Here is a 15,041-nt window from a genome sequence, read left to right as displayed (position 1 = left end):
TACGGGTCAGTCCGATTCTAAGCCGCGCAGTCAGCGGTAGTGCGAATGCAGCAATTCCAGACATTGTCATCCAAATAAAAAACCACTGGTCCAGATCAGAACCAGTGGCTTCCCGATTGAATCAATTGTCCGGCGGTGAATTGTCAGTTCAATCTGCCAGCTTCTGCAGCATCTCAGCCAGTTTTGCTCCGACTCCACTTACAGACTTCTGCTGATTTTCATCTTTGAGCTGCCCGTTTTCATCGAAGGCTTCGTGGGCCTTGGAAACCGCGACCTGTTCCGGCAGAACCACCACGCCGATGTTTCCCAGAATCGAGCGGACGTGGACCAGTCCCCGCAGGCCTCCCAGGGCTCCCGGTGAGGCCGATACCAGTGCGGCTACCTTACCCCGATAAGCCTGGAGTGGCGTTTCATCGCCGACTTTCCGTGAAACCCAGTCGATTGTATTCTTCAACAGTGGCGTAATTGAGCTGTTGTATTCAGGTGATGCAATCAACAGACCATCGTGCTCGAAGAACAGCTGCTTCAGTTTTGCAGCGGCATCGGGTTCACCCGTACTCCGTTCCAGGTCTTCATTAAACAGAGGCAATGGATAATGCTTTAGATTGACCACTGTCACTTCCGCCCCTGCTGCCCGGGCCCCCGCCACTGCGACTTCGAGCACACGCTGGTTATGAGAATTCTGTCTGGTACTGCCTGCAAAGGCTAGAATTTTAGGTGACGCCATGAGTCTCGCTTCCTTCTGAAGATACATGATGAATTGAATGAGAGTAAGCAGAGTCAACTGCTATCTTACTGAACCAAGTCTTGGAGATCGAACGTTTTTTATTCTAAGCTATAACTGTCCTATCCCCGTGACTTCTTGCGCTGATCAAGACTCATCTGCCCCGGGCCGTTAGCCATCAGGAACAGCATCGTCCCCATCAATGCCAGGTTCTTCATGAACTGAATCATTTGAGCCTGCTGTGCCTGGGCATCTTCCAGTGTCCAGAAGTCATGGAAAAAGTAAGTAGCCAGTACCAGGAACACCAGTAGCAGGCCGGCTCCAATGCGCGTCTTGAAACCAAGAATAACAGACAGACTCCCGGCGATCAGAAACACGATCGCCCCCGCCAGCATGATTTGGGGTGCCGGAACTCCTTCCGAAGCCATGTAGCCGGCCACGTTATTGAACTGTGGAATTTTGTTTCCGACAGCACTCATCAGAAAAATGGTCGCGATCATGATTCGGCCTGCTAAGCTCGCCAGTCCTGCCAGTGGATTTTGAGACATCTTCGGTTCTCCCTTAAGTTTTGCTTGTCGTGATTTTCAGTTGTGATTGTTATTGTCAGTTTAATTCAGATCAAACAGCATGATCTCGGCATCGTCGGTTGCCTGGATCTTCAAGTTTCGAGTATCACTCACGGCGGCACCGTCGCTCACATCCAGAGCAACATCGTTCAACAGCACACTTCCCCTCAGAACCTGCAACCAGGCATGCCGTCCTTCAGCCAGTTCGTAGGTAACGGTTTGCTCTGCTTCAATCTGCGAGAGATAAACTCGCGCGTCCTGGTGAATCCGTAATGAACCAGCTTCTGCCTCGGGCGAAGCCACCAGCCGCAGCTGATTCTGTTGCTCACTCACGGGAAATTGTTTCTGTTCATAACTGGGCTCGATCCCCTTACTTTCCGGGAACAACCAGATCTGGTACAGGTGCACCGGCTCAGTTGCGGACGGGTTGAACTCACTGTGAGTAATCCCGGTCCCCGCCGACATCCTTTGGAACTCGCCGGCCCGCAGGACTTCACCGTTGCCCATCGAATCCTTATGTTCGAGAGCACCTTCCAGAACGTAAGTCACAATCTCCATGTCCCGGTGGGGATGAGTCCCGAAGCCCTGCCCCGGTTGGACCACATCTTCATTCATGACCCGCAACGTACGAAAGTGAACGTGCTCCGGATCCTGGTAACCAGCGAACGAAAAAGTGTGATAAGTATCGAGCCAGCCATGATCGGCATGGCCCCGTTCCTCAGCCTTGCGTACACGAATCATTGTAGAGCCCCTTCTCCTATTTACTTAATTCCCACTTTATTTACATGTAAACTATTAGGCTAAAAAAAATCAACCCGAAATCCTGGCACCAACACAACAGTTCTGTCGCGCTTTGACCAGCAGCCGATTCAATTCATGCAGTTCATCTTCAGCCAGATGCCCTAACAGTTCCTCATGCAGCGCACTTAAAGGTGCATCCATCTCATCCAGCAGATCTTTTCCTTCTGATGTGATCTCCACGTAAACCACCCGTCGGTCTTTCTGGCAGCGTTTCCGCCGTACCAGTCCCTGTTTCTCCAGGCGGTCAATCAGCCCGGTAATCGCAGGTACGACCTGAACCATGCGGCTGGCGATTTCCAGACTGGGCAATGGTTTCCCCTCGCCCCGAAGAATCCGCAATACATTATACTGTGATGAAGTTAACCCGTACTCCCGAAACATCTTACCGAGACGATTCTGAAGCTGATCGCTGGTACGCAATATGTTCAGAATCGCCTCGATTTCAGGGGACTGAAATGCCTGCTTCTTCTTCAATTCCTGTTGCAGTTGTGTGGGTTTTATATTCATTGTGTAACCTCCCTGCATTTAGTTTATACATAAACTATCGTCGCGTCAATATGTATTCTGGAATTTTTCTCGAAAGATTTCTGTGGTGAGCAAAACCGCCGACTGTTCAAACCCGATATCCAGCTCCCTGCCCCCCCATCTAACAGACACTCAAACCAGAGTAGGAATCGCGCCACCATCAGTTACAATGAAAGAGATAACACTTATCATTTTTTCAGCCAGTCGCTCAAGCAGCATGAAACAGATCTCCCTTTTCACATTGGCACTCTTCCTCGCTTTGCCCCAACGGGTGGCAGAAGCCTGTATGAATTGCGTGAACAGTGTCACCGAGGTAAAGCTGCCCTTTCTGAACTCTCTGCTCCTCGCTTTTACCGGCTGGCTGGTTCTCACCCTGATTTTCTGTCGCCCGCTGACGAAAGGGACCAGGCGGTTTTATTATTTCGGAATCCCCTTCTTAATACTGGGAGTTCTGATGTTCGTTCCCCTGGGAATGGGTGTGCCCATCATTCTCTGCTGGATCATCTACCTGCCGTATCAGATTCTGCAGTTCTTCTCGACCAGACAGGAACGCATTTTCAAAAATCTGCTCCCCCTAAGCGTCAATACCCTCGCACTGCTTCTCTCGTTAACTCTGATCTTCGTCACCACAGCCTGGGCCAATACCACACCGGAACTGATCAAATCGCTGGGCGGTATTTCCCCCTTCTATCCAGCTACTGTCCACCAGCAAATCACACGCCTGTCCCAACGCGGCCCAGAAGTCGTTACTCCTCTGAGCGATACCCTGGCTGCAAACTTCGAACGCTATGAACAGGTCAGCGCTTACCCAACCGCACGCATGGCCTATTGCCTCAGGGAGATCGGCGGTCCCCAGGCGGAAGCAACACTACAGGACATCATTGAACACCGCATGAAGTTCAAGGACAGTTCCAGTGCGAAATGGGAAGCCGCGATCTGTTGTCTGTACGCTGAATGTGCCGGTGAGCGAGCTGTTCCAGTTCTCACGGATCTACTCAATCAGGCGGAACGCAGTCAGAACCATTTCCAGAAACAAGTCGCCCTGATCGCGCTGGCTCGCACGCGGGATCAGGCCGCCATCGAAACGGTTCTAAATCACGTCCCCTTTTTACAGGAAGATCTGCAGGCTGATCTCACCAGCCGCTGGAGTGCTGCGATGATCAGCCTCACCCTGCAGGCACTCGCCGAAGGACAAGCCAGCCAGGACCTGATCCAGAGCCCCGTCTACCATCGCCTGATGCTGGGACTGCGACCGGAGCTTAAGTCCGAATCCGGCATTGTCTGGAATCAGAAATGGGATGGCGATCTGGACCCGGAGTCACTCAAAACGCACTGGTCAGCGATACTCAATCGTAAAGATTGATCTCGCTAATCTTCCACACCCGCCCAGTGAGGATCATCGAGTCCCAGGTTCATCTTGAATTCCTTGTAAGCCACAAACAGCACGGGCACCACGAACAGCGTAATCAGTTCGACAGTCATCCCGCCGACCACCGGCCAGGCCATCGCCTTGGCCACATCGGAACCGCGACCGGTCGAAAAGATCACGGGCATCAGCGCAATAATCGTGGTAAACGTTGTCATCAGACAGGGGCGAATCCGCTTAAGCCCTGCCTGCACTGCCGCATTGCGAATATCCTCGCTGGTATTGAGTCGCTTCCGGGTGAATACCTGATCGAGATACGTTGCCATCACCACGCCATCATCAACGGCAATACCAAACAAAGCAATAAAGCCAACCCAGACCGCCGTGTTAATTTCGATCTGGTTCCAGCCCAGGAAGATCATACCGCCGGCAAACGCGACCGGAATCCCGGCAAACACGGTCAGCGCGATCGACAGATTGCGGAACTGCAGATAGATAATAAACAGGTTGGTGAAGATCACCAGGGGCACTACCCACATCAACCTTTGGTTGGCTTCGATCTGGTTCTGAAACGATCCGATCGCCTGCAGTGCGTAACCTGCCGGCAGATCCAGCGAACCTTCCTGCTGTGCAGTCCGCAGGCTGTTTTCAACGGTATCCACGGTTTCCAGAGCCCCTTCCTGCCCCGAAGGAGAGAAAGAGACGTAAGCCACCAGCCGCGCGTCTTCGCTGTTAATCACGCCGGGCCCCCAGGTGGTTTTCATCTCTGCCAGCAACGAAAGCGGAATGATCTCTCCCGATTGTGTGACCACGGGCAGTCGATTCAGTTCGTCAATCTGTTCCCGTAGATTTCGCTCATAGCGAACACGGATCGGATAGCGCTCGCGGCCCTCGACGGTCCGCGTCACGTTTGATCCCCCCAGCGCCGTTTCAATTACCTCATTCACCATCGCGGTCGACATCCCGTATCGGGCTGCAGTCTCCCGACTCACATCAAATTCAACATAAGGTTTGCCGAGCACAATATCCGGATTCACAGTTGCGGCATTGACCTGGGAAATCTGTTTGAGATGATCGGCCACGGCGATCGAAGCTTGCGCGAGTCCATCCAGGCTGTCGCCGTAAATTCGGATGGCCATGGAAGCCTTGATCCCGCTCTGCAACATCACTACGCGTCCTTCGATCGGCTGTAGTGGAGACGCGGGTGTCACGCCGGGCAGTGTCGCGACCGCGTTGATCTGATCCCAGATATCGTTGGTAGTCACACCGGGCCGCCACTGATCGACGGGCTTAAGCATGACGTATGTTTCAATCATGGCCGCAGGTGCGGGATCGAGGGCCGACTCAATCCGGCCGATCTTCCCCAGCACGTTTTCAACCTCGGGAATCTCACTGATTAACGCATCCTGTGTCTGCAGCACTTCCATCGCCTGGGAAAAGCTGGCTGCAGGATAGAGCGTCGGCATATAGAACCAGCTCCCTTCATCGAGGGCAATCCAGTCGTTTGTTGCCAGTCCGGGAAACAGGTGCTTCACCTCCACCCAGCCGGGCACTTCATTGGGCTCGACCCCCAGAGCCCGGGCTCCTTTTTCGAGAGGCTTCAGCACTGTGGGCATACCAATCCAGCTTCCCAGACCGAGCAGCACGATCAGTGTGGGGCCAGCGAAGAACAGATACTTGTGCCGCATGAAAAAGCGGAGCGTGGGTTCGTATAAATAATGAATCAGCCGCGCAACCGGGTTTTCATCGACAGGACGCAAGCGTTCTCCCAGCAGCCAGAAACAGCTGATTCCCGCCAGCCCCACTGCAATCAGCGTCAGTACCGGTAAACTCAATGGCAACCACCGCAGGAAATCTGAACCGAAAGACCAGGTCAGGATTCCACAGACCAGTGCGAACACGACCGATACAATCAGACGCTGTCTCCAGGGCCTGGGATTCGAATTCAGAAACAGTCGACTCAAGAGGGGAACGAGTGTGATCGCCACAATCAGGGCCGCGGTAATAGAGAAGGTTTTCGTCCAGGCCAGCGGCGCAAACAATTTGTAATCACGTCCGGTCAGCATGAAGACGGGAAAGAAACTGACAACCGTGGTCATCACCGCCGTCACGACCGCCGGGGCGACTTCGGACGCCGCTTCATAAATCACACGTAGCCGCTGTTCCTTGCCGCCGGGACGCCCTTCCGTTTCCCACTGGGCCAGCGCATCGTAGATCGATTCGGAAACCACAATCCCCATATCCACCATGGTCCCAATCGCGATCGCGATCCCCGCTAATGACATGATATTTGCATCAATGCCAAACACATTCATCGCGATAAACGCCATCAAAACGGCAATGGGGAGTGTGATCGCCACCACCAGGCTGGCCCGCAGATGCAACAGGAACAGCAGAATCACCACTGCAGTGATGATTACTTCCTGTGTCAACGCGTCAGTCAATGTCGAAATCGTTTCGTTAATCAGGCCGGTACGATCGTAAACCAGTTTGAAATTAACGCCCTTCAGCCCCGGTTCGATCTGGGCCATCTTGGCTTTGACGCGATCAATCACTTTGCGGGGATTTTCGCCGAACCGCATCACGACGACGCCCCCCACAGCTTCGACGCCATTTAAATCGATAGCGCCTCTGCGGAATTCCGGCCCCAGTTGCACCCGGCCCAGATCGCGAATGCGGATAGGAACCCCCTCCTCAGAACGAACGACCGTTTGTTCGATGTCACCAACCGCCTTCTCGGTGCTCTGTTCGGCTCCAATAAAACCGCGTCCCCGGATAATGAATTCCATCCCTCCGGATTCCACAGTCTTCGCCCCCACATCGATGTTCGATTTACGAACGGCATCGATCACCTGATTCAGGGGAATATTATGAAACCGCAGTTTATCCGGATCGATTTCAATCTGATACTGCCGTACATAACCACCCACACTGGCAACTTCACTGACGCCGGGCACCGCCTGCAGTTCGTATTTGACCACAAAATCCTGCAGGCTCCGCAACTCCGCAAGATTCATTCCCGGCGGTGGTTCGAGCGTGTAATACAACACTTGCCCGAGCCCGGTGGCATCCGGTCCCAGAGTCGGCACCACGCCCTCCGGCAACAGAGCCGCCGCGGTTCCCAATTGTTCGGCGACCCGCGAACGGGCCCAATAGAAATCGGTGCTGTCTTTAAAGGTAACCTGCACGAAGCTGTAACCGAACAGACTTTTCCCCCGCACCGACTCGGCGTCGGGAACTGCCAGCATCGACACCGACAGTGGGTACGTCACCTGGTCTTCCACATCTTTTGGAGACCGACCCGGCCAGGCCGTAAAGATGATCACCTGGTTCTCACCGATGTTGGGAATTGCATCGATGGGCACATCCCGGACGCTCATCCAGCCAAAACCGACTAGAACAGCGGTCACGCAGAACATGATCAGCGGCTCACGAATACTGAAACGAATCAGGGCACGCAACATGTCTTACTTCCCTCCCTGATCAGAATTCGGTTGCTGATTCGGTTTCGTTCCTCCGGCAGTGGGTTGCTCCGATTTCTTATCCGCTTTCCCGGTCGGAGCGAATGTCTCCACCAGTTCTCCACAGCGCAACATCTGGCTGCCGAAATAGGGATTCACCAGTTTGAGATCCGGCTGCAACCAGTCCCCGCCCCCCTCGGGAACCATGGGACAGTAGAAGTGCTGATACGCCTCTTTCGCTGTCGCACCTCGTACCTGCGTTGCCAGTTTCACCACCGCATGACTGATCGGCTTGAATTTCTGTCGGGCCTCTTTCAGCGAAAGATGATGCAGATGCGCCGCGTTCTCAGCGATCTGTTGCAGTTCCTGTCTGACGGTTGGACTGAGCTTAGCAGCCTGGGCCAGTTGAGCAGCCAGTTTCTGTAAGTTAGTCGCCTCCGCTTCTTTCACGGGTTGATCACCGGCAAACTGTTTCTGGATCTTGAAATAAGCCGCATACAGTTTTTCTAACTGCGTACCGGTCTCTCCTGCGAGCTTCTCAATCTGAAATGAATCAAACTTCAATGGTCCTTTTTTCTCTTTTGATTTTTTATCCGGCTGATATTTCGTTGGATCAATCAGGCTCGGCTTACCCGAAAGCTGCATCTGGGAATCGATCAGGAAATTACCCGACGTAGCGACCTGCTCTCCCGGTTTGACGCCGTCCAGAATCACCGCGGTATCCCCCAGCATCGGGCCGAGTGTCACATTTCGGAGTTCAAATCGGCCCGGTTTTGTTTCCACATACACGACACTGTGATCGCCAGCCATCAGCACCGCGGACCGGGGCACAGTCAGTGCCTCTTTCTGCTTAACAGGCTCCTGGCTGTAACCAAACCGCGAAGTGGGTACCAGCTTCATCCCACAGATGGGACAGTCCCCCGGCTGATCCCGGATCACCTGGGGGTGCATCGGACTGATCCACTTCCCTGCCAGCTCCGCATCGTAAACGGCTCCCTGGGGACCAATGGGAACTGTGATCTGTGCCTTGGCATAATCGCCGGGTCGGAGCTGTCCATGCTCGTTACTGAATTCCACCCGCACACCAACAGTTCGTCGCTGGGGATTCACTGTCGGATCGATAAATACGACACGCCCCTTGAGGGTTTTACCGGGTAACGACTGCAGCTCGGCATCGACCTGCTGACCAAAGCGGATGCGGGCGGCATCTTCGGGATAGAGTTCCAGCATCATCCAGACCGTCGTCAGATTGGCGATCCGATAAATGGGCTCCCCCGCTTTGATGTACTTCCCTTCTTCGGCCAGTTTTTCCGTGACGGTTCCCCCCATCGGGGCATAAATTGTTAACCGCGACTCAGCCTTACCGGAAGCGAGCAGTTGCTGGATCTGCTCCTCTGTCATCCCCAGTTCCACCAGTTTCTGCCTGGAGTTCGCGACCAGTTTTTCCTGTGCCTCGCGCACCACGCCCAACGCTGCGGAACTCATTTTCTTGAGCGCCTTACGGGCTTCCAGCAATTCGATCTGCGCTGCATACAATTCGGGGCTGTAGACAATCGCCAGGTGGTCCCCCTTATCTACTTCGATGCCGGTATAATCGGCGAACAGTTTTTCGATCCGTCCATCAATATAAGCGGCGATTGTCGCTTGCCGGCTCTCATCGATTTCAATTGAACCGATGGTTTCAATCGTAGAGTTGACTGCCTGCGTCTTCACTTCCGCCGTCTGTATATTGGCCAGGCGACGCTGTGCCGGTTCTATCGTCACCGCCAGCTCATCAATGTTGGCCCCTTCTTCGCCGCCGGCACCAGTTCCATCCCACAAATGGGACAGCGTCCCGGTTTGGGCTGGCGGATCTGGGGGTGCATGGGACAGGTATATGTCGTTTCCTTACCACCGTCACTGGTCGACGCAGTGGTCGATGTGCCCGACTGGATCCAGCCGACTCTCTGTGCCAGGCCCACCAGTACAATCAGTAACAGTCCCACCGCCAGAAACAGGGCGGTCGGCAGTATTTTTCTCAACCACCAGCGGGCAGATTTGCCTTCGGGGTGCGGTTTTGTGTCTGGTGAGTTCTGCGGTTGATCATTAGTTGAAGATGAAGTCATCTTGCGTTTCCCGGTTTTCTAAAAGAGCGACCAGCCGATTGTTAACAACCAGCGGTGGACCGTGCCGGACGAACCGGCCAGCCGCCCTGTTTCTCTGGAAATTCAGTCTGAAACTGATGCATACGACAAAGAGTGGAACATCTCTGTAACGTCATGACAGAGACTTACTGGAAAGAGGGGCGCAGCGAGACTCTTTTTACGATAAGAGTTGCGCCGGGAGCAATCAGGTCAGCGAGACACAGAACAGCAGCTGCGCAAAATGCGAAGGGCTGCCATGATCCTGTCTCTCATGACGGGCAGGACGAACTACGGATGCGTCGGAAAACAGGCCTGTAACCGGGGGGGAGGCAAGCACATTGACCAGAGATATGAAAGTCTGTTGTAACGTCGTCTGTTCCGGGAGTGCGGGCTCTGTACTCTTCTGGACACACTGACATCGAGCGTGCAGTTGGCCACAAGTACTCTCGCAGGATTCCTCTTCGGCAGCCTCACGGTCAGCCTGTGTCTGTTGATGGCAGCAGGACATTTCAACGGCATCTGAAATGTGGTCCATCTCGACAGCCTGGCGGTCGCAGCGGCTCTGCAGACAACAGCAGCCGAAGAGAAAAGACGCACCCAAGGCCTGCGCACACAGCATCACTGTGGTGATCCAGATCAACAGGATTTGACAGGCAGACGCCATCGAAGGCTCCACAAATAACAGGACATCAGACTCTTATATCAATATAGAGTCTGAGCCTGTTGAAGTCTACCCGGATTTTTTACTCAGGTTCCGGTAGTGCAGGTGGTGCCGGAGAATGCAAAGGCACATCCTGTCCCGAAACGCGACTGAGTTGTGTCAGGGCGATCGCCAGTTCACCGATTGCCTGATGATATCCCAGCTCAAGCGTCAGCAGATTGCGATAATCACGAATCACGCGGTCAAACTCGACAGCCCCGCGGGAATAAGACTCCTGGTCGGCCCGCAACGTCTGCTGCGCCTGGGGGAGAATCGTATCTCGATAGAGTTGTGCCGTCTCTTCCGCCCGACGGGCTTCGGCCAGCAGTTCAGTGATCAGCGCATCGTAGCGGTCCAGCAGGTCACTTTCGGAATACGTGGATGCCAGATGCTTCCAGGTCGCCTCATCTTCCAGCGCGTCGTATTTCTCTTTCCAGAGTGGAATACTGACTTGAGCTCCCAGCGACCAGGGATCCTGTCCTACCTTATACAGATTCGAAGGGGGCCGGTTGTTGTCCGTGAAGAAATAGTTCGCCGACAGTGTCAGTTCCGGTCGACGGCTCAAATGAGCGACTTCGATCCCCCAACGTGTGGCCTGCGTCCGGAGTTGAGCCGCTTGGATCTCTGGTTGAGAGTCCCGGGCCTGCTGAAAGATCTGCTGTGAAGACAGAGTCGGAAGATCGATCTTCAGTTCCTGCGGTGTTAAAATTGATGTATCCGCATCACGGGCGATGAGCCGATTGACTTCTGCCTGAATCGCGACCCGCAACTTGCGGTATGTCAGCAGTCGCTCTTCCAGCTTGCTGAGTTCCAGCGTTCCCAGCAGAACGTCCCCCTGGGTGGCACTTCCGGTCGAAATCTGGGCATTCGCCACATCGATCAGTGACTGCAGCAGTTGCTGATTTACTTCTGCAGTTTCAATCTGCTGGTCAATGACATATAGCCGATACCAGCCCGTCCGCACTGCAGCGATGACGCGCAGCCGTTCCGAGAGATAGTCAGCCCGGACCGCAAACGCTTCAAAGCAGGCCTGCTGCTCCATGGCATTCAGTTTACCCAGCCAGGGAATCGTCTGGCTCATACTCATCACCGCCCGCTGAGAACCGGAAGCCGTCTGCAGCGGAGCCCCGAAGACATTCGCCCCCAGTTTCGGGTCAGGCAACTTATTGACGTAACGGGAACGGGAGGATGCGGCGTTGTACTCCTGGTAGAGCTTGACCAGTTTGGGGTTCTGTTCCACAGCCAGCATCTCCAGTTCACTCAGAGGCTGGGAGATCGCAGGGTGATTTACAACCACATCAGAATGGGTACCGTCAGTCAATGCCTCCGGAGCAGATTCAATACCCCTGGTCTGGAGAATCTCCGCTTCCATCACCGGTTCTTCAACGACAGTTGTCTCGGCAACGGGAGTTGGCTTTAAATCCACAGAAGCTGTAGTCGAAGCGGTCTGCACGTTGGTTGACTGCGAGGCACAGCCAGTGATGAGTGCAGCTGAGAGTGCCAGCCCCAGTCCGCGCGCTCTGCCAGAGGGATGTTCCTTCATCCTGAAACCTTATAGCTGTCTCTGATCCAGACTCCCTCCTGGAGCAATACACGATCAGAAGTATGACTTAAAAATGGCACGGTCCAGAATAATGATCGACTGGAGCCCCGCTCCGCCTGTGTGCATGCTGACGAATTTGAGGATTCGAGAGGGATTCCGCATCGGGTAGTAGCGATTACAGGGATCGTCCCAGTCGGGAAAGCAGGTTTGCACAGCAGATTCAGGTGCGCACAAAAAAAGCCCTAAGTCTATAACAGACAAGGGCTTTCAAGTGGACGATACTGGATTCGAACCAGTGACCTCCACGATGTCAACGTGGCACTCTAACCAACTGAGCTAATCGTCCTGAGGTTTCAAAAGATTACGGATCAGGTTCGATATCGTCAAGTTCCAGAACACTTTCTGTGAAAAAAACTGCTGATTGGAAGAGTCGGTCGACCTGTCTGACCGATCATATCAATTTCACTAGATTCGCACATTTTGCCTGCAAAACTGCGAACATTGACGCGGGCTGTGCCTGTCGAATATAAAGACCGTACCTCTTTCGAACTGCCTGATCAGTGAGCCCTTTGTAACGGCGACTGTGGCGGTTCCGACTTTAGAAGAAGTTCAATAAATCGAATGATTCAGATCAAGTTACCCGATGGAAGCGTAAAGGAATTTCCCGAAAACAGTTCAGCACTCGATGTCGCCCAGTCAATTGGGGAGCGGCTGGCCAATGCAGTCGTCGCCGCGGAAGTGGACGGAACCATTTGTGATGCGTTCCGCCCTCTGAAGGACATCTCTGACTCTAATGAAATCTCACTCCGCCTGCTTACCGAGCGGGACGCCGAAGCACTCGGCGTGATGCGACACTCCTGTGCCCACATCATGGCACGGGCGGTGATGCGGCTCTGGCCCGATATCCAGTTGGCCTTCGGTCCCACTCTGCCACACGGCTTTTACTACGATTTTGGCCTGGAACACACCATCAGCGAAGATGACTTCCCCAAAATCGAAGAAGAGATGAAGAAGATCATCAAGGAAGAAGAGCCCTTCGAACGCTTCTCGCTCGACCGGGAAGAAGCCATCTCCTTCGTGAATGAGATGCACCAGTCATCCAAAGCCGAGCATATCGCTACAGGTCTGGCCGACCATCCGCAGCTCAGCTTCTACCGCCAGGGCGAATTTGTCGACCTGTGTCGCGGTCCGCACATTCCCAATGCAGGGAAAGTTAAAGCCTTCAAGCTGCTCTCCATTGCTGGTTCCTACTGGAAAGGGGATGCCGGCAACAAACCGCTGCAGCGTCTGTACGGCACTGCCTGGTTCAGTAAGAAGGACATGAAAAAATACCTGGAACAGGTGGAAGAAGCTAAACGCCGCGACCACCGTGTGCTGGGGAAAAAGCTGGGCCTGTTCCAGATCAATCCCGAAGTCGGTCAGGGACTCTGCCTCTGGCTACCCAAAGGGGCGACCATCCGTGCGGTCCTCGAAGACTTCATCAAAGTGGAACTGACCCGACTGGGTTATCAGCCCGTCTATTCGCCGCACATCGGTCGTGTGGAACTCTACGAAACCAGTGGGCACTTTCCTTATTACCGCGATTCCCAGTTCGCTCCGCTGTTCGGCCACGACGCCGGTCAGCTGGTCGACTTCTGGGTACGTAAACTGGAAGAAGATGATCTTTCCGCTGAGCAGGAAGAGACCCTGTTCCAGTCCTCGCGTGTCATGAACTGCGACTTCGAATTCCCACCTGGTGCGAGCCGGGAAGAGAAACTTAAAATTCTCAAGGACTGGGAACACAAGCATGAGCGGTTCCTGCTCAAGCCGATGAACTGTCCGCACCATGCAAAGATGTATCAGGCAATGCCCCGCAGCTATCGCGATCTGCCCGTCCGTCTGGCGGAATTCGGGACCGTGTACCGTCACGAGCAGACCGGGGAATTGAACGGGATGCTTCGTGTACGGGGTCTGACCCAGGACGACGCCCACATCTTCTGCACTCCCGAGCAGGTTGAAGACGAATTCCGGGCCACACTGGAACTGGTAAAATTCGTGCTGGCCTCGGTCGGTCTGGACAACTTTCGCGTGCAGCTCTCGCTGCGTGACCCGAAGAGCGACAAGTACGTGGGCAGTGAAGAGAACTGGCAGCACGCCGAAGACAGTCTGCGGAAAGTACTCGCCGATTCCGGTATGTCCTACACCGAATGCGAAGGGGAAGCCGCATTCTATGGTCCCAAGGCCGACTTCATGGTCTCGGACTGCATCGGACGTGAATGGCAGCTGGGAACCGTACAGCTGGACTACAACCTGCCCGAGCGGTTCCAGCTGGAATACACTGGATCGGATAACCATTCGCATCGTCCCGTGATGATTCACCGGGCCCCATTCGGTTCGATGGAACGTTTCACCGGGATGCTGATCGAGCATTTCGCCGGTGCCTTCCCGCTCTGGCTGGCTCCGGAACAGATTCGAGTCCTGCCCGTCAGCGACAAGACACTCGACTACGCCAACGAAGTCGCTGCTCAACTACGGCAGAACGGCTTCCGGATTTCGGTCGATACGCGCAGCTCCAAGGTCAACGCGAAGATCCGCGATGCCCAGCTGGAACTGATTCCTTACATGTTCATCGTTGGTCCTAAAGAAGCCGAACAGACTGCTGTCGCTGTCCGCGATCGCATCGACGGTGACCTGGGTCCGATACCTTTAGCAGACGCGATTGCCAAGCTGAAGGAAGAGGTCGAAGAACGCCGCGTCCGTCAGGTAGCGGAAAATACGTTCGAAGCCCTGGAAGGTCAGACCGAACAGGCCAACGAGTATTAAGTAACGATGCCGGGTGGCCCCGGATGCAATCCGGGGTTGCCGCAGGCAACAAGAGGTTTCAGCTGACACATACGAATCGGTAAATCATTTCCTAATTGATTGGAATCCAGATATGATTATCGGGTTCAGAAAGTCTCTCTGCGTTGTTTGATCACACGAAACCTCCTGCTCGTTGCGCTCGGCCCGAATTACATTCGGGCCCACCCGGGTCTAGTTTTTTGCGAAGCGATCTCTTTGCTATTTCGCTAGATTTCCGTTATAAAATGCGCTATGCGGATTTGTGACTTTATTTAAGAAATCACCGCCGCTCTTCCCGGTTCTGAGATTGCATCAGAACGTTTTCTTTCCTGATTTTGTGAGTACATCACCATGAGCCAGGCCGTGGGACAGCAGATTGAAGCTGACTTTTTTGCGAAATTTCCAACCTCTG

General features: G+C 54.1%; 12 protein-coding genes and 1 tRNA gene. 2 read left to right on the top strand and 11 right to left on the bottom strand.

All coding sequences use genetic code 11. The annotated features are described in order from the left end of the window. Window positions 1-148: 148 nt before the first annotated feature. From F1728_RS23665 to F1728_RS23650, 4 genes are all read right to left on the bottom strand, one after another. On the bottom strand, window positions 149-727 hold the full coding sequence (locus tag F1728_RS23665; RefSeq protein WP_155366134.1) for an NADPH-dependent FMN reductase: 579 nt from the start codon (window positions 725-727) through the stop codon (window positions 149-151). 119 nt (window positions 728-846) lie between these two features. Beyond that, a complete protein-coding gene (locus F1728_RS23660; RefSeq protein ID WP_155366133.1) occupies window positions 847-1,272 on the bottom strand; it encodes a DoxX family protein in 426 nt (141 codons plus the stop codon). A 60-nt stretch (window positions 1,273-1,332) separates the two neighbouring features. Then, complete coding sequence (locus F1728_RS23655; protein WP_155366132.1) at window positions 1,333-2,031, bottom strand: pirin family protein; 699 nt, start codon at window positions 2,029-2,031, stop codon at window positions 1,333-1,335. A 69-nt stretch (window positions 2,032-2,100) separates the two neighbouring features. Further along, the gene (locus tag F1728_RS23650) at window positions 2,101-2,598 is read right to left on the bottom strand and encodes a MarR family winged helix-turn-helix transcriptional regulator (RefSeq protein ID WP_228030319.1); all 498 of its coding nucleotides are present in this window, start codon (window positions 2,596-2,598) and stop codon (window positions 2,101-2,103) included. A 304-nt stretch (window positions 2,599-2,902) separates the two neighbouring features. Between F1728_RS23650 and F1728_RS23645 the strand changes: the two genes are divergently transcribed. Next, a complete protein-coding gene (locus tag F1728_RS23645; RefSeq protein WP_155366131.1) occupies window positions 2,903-3,979 on the top strand; it encodes a HEAT repeat domain-containing protein in 1,077 nt (358 codons plus the stop codon). 5 nt (window positions 3,980-3,984) lie between these two features. Here F1728_RS23645 and F1728_RS23640 read toward each other — a convergent pair whose 3' ends face one another. The 7 genes from F1728_RS23640 to F1728_RS23615 all read right to left on the bottom strand — a co-directional run bounded on the left by F1728_RS23640 (window position 3,985) and on the right by F1728_RS23615 (window position 12,155). Next, the gene (locus tag F1728_RS23640) at window positions 3,985-7,446 is read right to left on the bottom strand and encodes an efflux RND transporter permease subunit (RefSeq protein WP_155366130.1); all 3,462 of its coding nucleotides are present in this window, start codon (window positions 7,444-7,446) and stop codon (window positions 3,985-3,987) included. Window positions 7,447-7,449: 3 nt separating this feature from the next. After that, a complete protein-coding gene (locus F1728_RS23635) occupies window positions 7,450-9,264 on the bottom strand; it encodes an efflux RND transporter periplasmic adaptor subunit (protein WP_228030318.1) in 1,815 nt (604 codons plus the stop codon). Next, window positions 9,204-9,548: a heavy metal-binding domain-containing protein gene (locus F1728_RS31830; RefSeq protein WP_228030317.1), complete on the bottom strand. Its 345-nt coding sequence runs from the start codon at window positions 9,546-9,548 to the stop codon at window positions 9,204-9,206. Before F1728_RS31830 ends, F1728_RS23635 begins: the two co-directional genes overlap by 61 nt. A 223-nt stretch (window positions 9,549-9,771) precedes the next feature. Continuing rightward, entirely contained in the window at window positions 9,772-10,230 is a 459-nt protein-coding gene (locus F1728_RS23630; protein WP_155366129.1) for a hypothetical protein, read from the bottom strand. A gap of 79 nt (window positions 10,231-10,309) precedes the next feature. Further along, complete coding sequence (locus F1728_RS23625; RefSeq protein WP_155366128.1) at window positions 10,310-11,809, bottom strand: TolC family protein; 1,500 nt, start codon at window positions 11,807-11,809, stop codon at window positions 10,310-10,312. A 54-nt stretch (window positions 11,810-11,863) separates the two neighbouring features. Next, the gene (locus F1728_RS23620) at window positions 11,864-12,022 is read right to left on the bottom strand and encodes a hypothetical protein (RefSeq protein ID WP_155366127.1); all 159 of its coding nucleotides are present in this window, start codon (window positions 12,020-12,022) and stop codon (window positions 11,864-11,866) included. Window positions 12,023-12,081: 59 nt separating this feature from the next. Further along, window positions 12,082-12,155 (bottom strand) — tRNA-Val (locus F1728_RS23615). 275 nt (window positions 12,156-12,430) lie between these two features. Between F1728_RS23615 and thrS the strand changes: the two genes are divergently transcribed. Further along, window positions 12,431-14,611: a threonine--tRNA ligase gene (gene thrS, locus F1728_RS23610; protein ID WP_155366126.1), complete on the top strand. Its 2,181-nt coding sequence runs from the start codon at window positions 12,431-12,433 to the stop codon at window positions 14,609-14,611. Window positions 14,612-15,041 lie beyond the last annotated feature (430 nt).

Origin of the sequence: Gimesia benthica, assembly GCF_009720525.1 — a bacterium.
Lineage (GTDB): Bacteria > Planctomycetota > Planctomycetia > Planctomycetales > Planctomycetaceae > Gimesia > Gimesia benthica.
This window is presented reverse-complemented; position numbering and strand designations above follow the sequence as displayed.

What these genes read in the sequence shown, in the direction of transcription:
- F1728_RS23665 (WP_155366134.1), bottom strand. Translation starts at nt 727, where the DNA reads ATGGCGTCACCTAAAATTCTAGCCTTTGCAGGCAGTACCAGACAGAAT.
- F1728_RS23660 (WP_155366133.1), bottom strand. Translation starts at nt 1,272, where the DNA reads ATGTCTCAAAATCCACTGGCAGGACTGGCGAGCTTAGCAGGCCGAATC.
- F1728_RS23655 (WP_155366132.1), bottom strand. Translation starts at nt 2,031, where the DNA reads ATGATTCGTGTACGCAAGGCTGAGGAACGGGGCCATGCCGATCATGGC.
- F1728_RS23650 (WP_228030319.1), bottom strand. Translation starts at nt 2,598, where the DNA reads ATGAATATAAAACCCACACAACTGCAACAGGAATTGAAGAAGAAGCAG.
- F1728_RS23645 (WP_155366131.1), top strand. Translation starts at nt 2,903, where the DNA reads ATGAATTGCGTGAACAGTGTCACCGAGGTAAAGCTGCCCTTTCTGAAC.
- F1728_RS23640 (WP_155366130.1), bottom strand. Translation starts at nt 7,446, where the DNA reads ATGTTGCGTGCCCTGATTCGTTTCAGTATTCGTGAGCCGCTGATCATG.
- F1728_RS31830 (WP_228030317.1), bottom strand. Translation starts at nt 9,548, where the DNA reads ATGACTTCATCTTCAACTAATGATCAACCGCAGAACTCACCAGACACA.
- F1728_RS23630 (WP_155366129.1), bottom strand. Translation starts at nt 10,230, where the DNA reads ATGGCGTCTGCCTGTCAAATCCTGTTGATCTGGATCACCACAGTGATG.
- F1728_RS23625 (WP_155366128.1), bottom strand. Translation starts at nt 11,809, where the DNA reads ATGAAGGAACATCCCTCTGGCAGAGCGCGCGGACTGGGGCTGGCACTC.
- thrS (WP_155366126.1), top strand. Translation starts at nt 12,431, where the DNA reads ATGATTCAGATCAAGTTACCCGATGGAAGCGTAAAGGAATTTCCCGAA.